The organism is Candidatus Roseilinea sp. NK_OTU-006 (assembly GCF_012931985.1).
GTDB lineage: Bacteria > Chloroflexota > Anaerolineae > J036 > Brachytrichaceae > JAAFGM01.
This window is the reverse complement of sequence record NZ_JAAFGM010000092.1, coordinates 1-2,875: the sequence shown is the minus strand read 5'-3', so window position 1 is coordinate 2,875 and position 2,875 is coordinate 1. Positions and strand designations below refer to the sequence as shown.

Genomic DNA, 2,875 nt, shown 5'->3' with positions numbered 1-2,875 from the left:
CCCGACGGGCGCGCCATGCCGAGTGTGGCCCAGCAAAACGGCAAGCTTGTCCCGGAAGAGAAATTCGGGATCAAAATCTTCAGCATTGGCTTCATCTATCCCGCCGAGTCGCCGCTGGTGTGGCGCGGGCCAATGCTTCACAGCGCCATCCGCCAATTCCTGCAAGACGTGGCCTGGGGCGACCTGGACTATCTGATCGTGGACATGCCGCCTGGCACGGGCGATGCGCAGCTCTCGCTGGCGCAGACGGCGCAGGGCGTGATGGGCATCATCGTCACCACGCCGCAACTGGTCTCGATGGGCGATGCGCTCAAGGGCCTGGCGGCGTTCGAGCAGCTCAAGATTCCCATCATCGGCGTGATCGAGAACATGGGGCCATATACCGACCCGGCCACCGGCAAAAAGGTCGCCATGTTCGGCGAAGGCGGCGGCGAGCGTCTGGCGGCGATGAAGAAGGTGCCCTTCCTGGGCAGCGTGCCACTCGACCCGGCGATCCGCATCGGCAGCGACAGCGGCCGGCCGATCGTTGCGGCATATCCCGACAGCGAAGCGGCCAAGCGACTGACCGAGATCGCCAAGCAGGTGGCGGCGCGCGTCAGCGTGCTGAACTTCCAGCAGAACAACGTCATCCCGATCTCGATCATCGGGTGAGACACCAGACGGCCGCTTTGCCGAGCCGCGCATGTCGTTGGCGTTCCTGACGAATCGGCATTTAAATGTTTGGCATGGAGACCGCGGTCAAAGAGCCCTCGATGTTCGACCTGCCGGAGTGGACAGGCGTATATCCACCGGAGGAGAAGCCGACCGAACCTAAACCGCGCTTGGTCGGTGTGCGCTTCCAGCCGGTCGGTAAGGTCTATCACTACAGCGCCGAGGGCTTCGACGACTTGAAGGTTGGCGACTGGGTGATCGTAGACACGGCACGCGGCAAACAGATGGGCCAAGTCGCCACCCTCAAACCGCCGAAGGACAAGGGCGGTCCCTACAAGCGCATCGAGCGCCGCGCCACCGGCCGCGACATGGCCATGCGCCACTACTACGAGAGCAAAGAGCTGGAGGCGATGATCGCCTGCCGTGCCGAGAGCGCTGCCCTCAACTTGCCGATCAAGATCGTGCGCGCTGAATACAGCTTCGACGGGCAGACGTTGACCTTTCTGTATTCGTCCGATCAGGAAGAGCGCGTCGAGGTGGGCGCGTTGCGCGAGGCGATGAGCCGGCTCTACCGCGCGCGTATCGAGACGCGCCAGATCAGCCCACGTGAAGTAGCCAAGATCCTGGGCGGCATGGGCGCGTGTGGCATCGAGGAACGCTGCTGCTCACGCTTCCTCACCGAGTTCAGCCCGATCTCGATCAAGCACGCCAAGGAGCAAAACCTCAGCCTGAACCCGCACGACATCACCGGTATGTGCGGCCGGCTGCGCTGCTGCCTGATCTACGAGTATGAACAATACGTCGAGGCGCGCCGCCACCTGCCCAAGCTCAAGTCTATGATCGGCACGCCGCTGGGGCCGGGCAAGGTGGTGGAGATTCTGCACCTACGCGACTCGGTGCGCGTGAAGATCGGCGAAGGGCCGGAAGCGCGCGAAGTCGAGTTCCATCGCGAGCAGCTCATCCCGCTGGAAGAGTGGAAGCGCCTGCAAGAGAAGGCTGCGAGCGGAACGTGCGACCGCCATGCGAATGGCGAATGCGACTGCGGCAAAGGTAAGCAGGGTGAAGCAGACGCATCGTCGCAAGCTCAAGCAGCCGAACTCCCACCGGCGGCCCGAGCCTTCATCGAAGCAAACGAGGCGCAGCAGGACGAGGAACGCGCGCGCCTGGCCCGCGCAAAGAAGAAAGATCGCAAGCAGCGCGGCGAGCGCCGCCCGACCGACATCGGGCGCCAGCCGCGTCCTTCGGACGCCGGCAGCAAAGGAGATGCGCAGCAAAAACGCCGTCCGCTGCTCCGGCGCAAAAAGGGCGAATAGCGCTCAGCGGAGCACCCTCAATACATTCGGGTTGAGTGCGGCAGCGATTGATTGTCGGGCTGCAACTGCGATCATGCGGAGAATTCGCTTCTCGTCGAACTTGTGCGGAGGTTAGACAAGACATGAGAAAGCCTATTCTCGTCGTTCTGCTCGTTGGGATGATGTCGCTCGTGAGCGGCGCACCCCATCCCGCGGTAGCCGGGCGTGGCGACTGGGAGATCGTGCCCGGGGTGTTGCTAACCTATAGCTCGAGGCAGTGGCGCGCGGACTCGGCCACGAACGAGCTTCAGAACATCGCTGCGCTGGGTTGCGCGTTGTCGCTCAACCCCGGCCGTGGTATCCCAGGGGATTGGAAGCAGCGCGTCGTTTCCATCTCGCGCAATACGCGGCGGATGATGCGCACAACCTACTACGACGCCCAGTGGCGCCTTCAATTCGCAGTCTATCGCTATATACGACCAACCAACCTCGACTATCTTAACAGCTCGGGCATATTGCTTACACCGCCCGCCGACATTCGGCGCCATTGGAGCTACTGCCGACGCACTGCCGAATCCGTTCTGGCGACGGCGCGACCTCTCGGAAACTAAAGCGCCTGGAGCAGACAGGGCACCACCCTCTCTACCTCCTAGCGCGTGAACATCCTCGTCATCATCGCCCATCCCGACGACCCTGAATTCTTTGCCGGAGGCACGATCGCCCGCTGGTGTCATGAAGGCCACGACGTGCGCTACGTCGTCGTCACCGGCGGCGACAAAGGCAGCGACCAGCCGGACATGACGCCGGCCCGACTGGTCGCCATGCGCCGCGACGAGCAACGCAACGCTGCGGCCGTCCTGGGCGTGAGCGACGTGACTTTTCTGAGCCACATGGACGGCGAGCTGCTGAATACGCTGGATGTTCGACGTGAC

4 protein-coding genes are annotated in these 2,875 nt (G+C 63.1%); all 4 read left to right on the top strand.

Annotation, left to right across the window (positions count from 1 at the left end; genetic code table 11):
- Positions 1–651, top strand: a 651-nt coding sequence (locus tag GXH28_RS15685) for a P-loop NTPase (RefSeq protein ID WP_169239951.1), incomplete at its 5' end; no start/stop codon positions are given.
- 74 nt (positions 652–725) lie between these two features.
- Positions 726–1,964 (top strand): PSP1 domain-containing protein, encoded by a 1,239-nt coding sequence (locus GXH28_RS15680; protein ID WP_169239950.1) that lies wholly within the window; start codon positions 726–728, stop codon positions 1,962–1,964.
- A 122-nt stretch (positions 1,965–2,086) separates the two neighbouring features.
- Positions 2,087–2,554, top strand: a complete 468-nt coding sequence (locus GXH28_RS15675; RefSeq protein WP_169239949.1) for a hypothetical protein — start codon at positions 2,087–2,089, stop codon at positions 2,552–2,554.
- Positions 2,555–2,599: 45 nt separating this feature from the next.
- A partial coding sequence (locus GXH28_RS15670) for a PIG-L family deacetylase (RefSeq protein WP_169239948.1) occupies positions 2,600–2,875 on the top strand: 276 nt, incomplete at its 3' end.

What these genes read in the sequence shown, in the direction of transcription:
- GXH28_RS15680 (WP_169239950.1), top strand. Translation starts at nt 726, where the DNA reads ATGGAGACCGCGGTCAAAGAGCCCTCGATGTTCGACCTGCCGGAGTGG.
- GXH28_RS15675 (WP_169239949.1), top strand. Translation starts at nt 2,087, where the DNA reads ATGAGAAAGCCTATTCTCGTCGTTCTGCTCGTTGGGATGATGTCGCTC.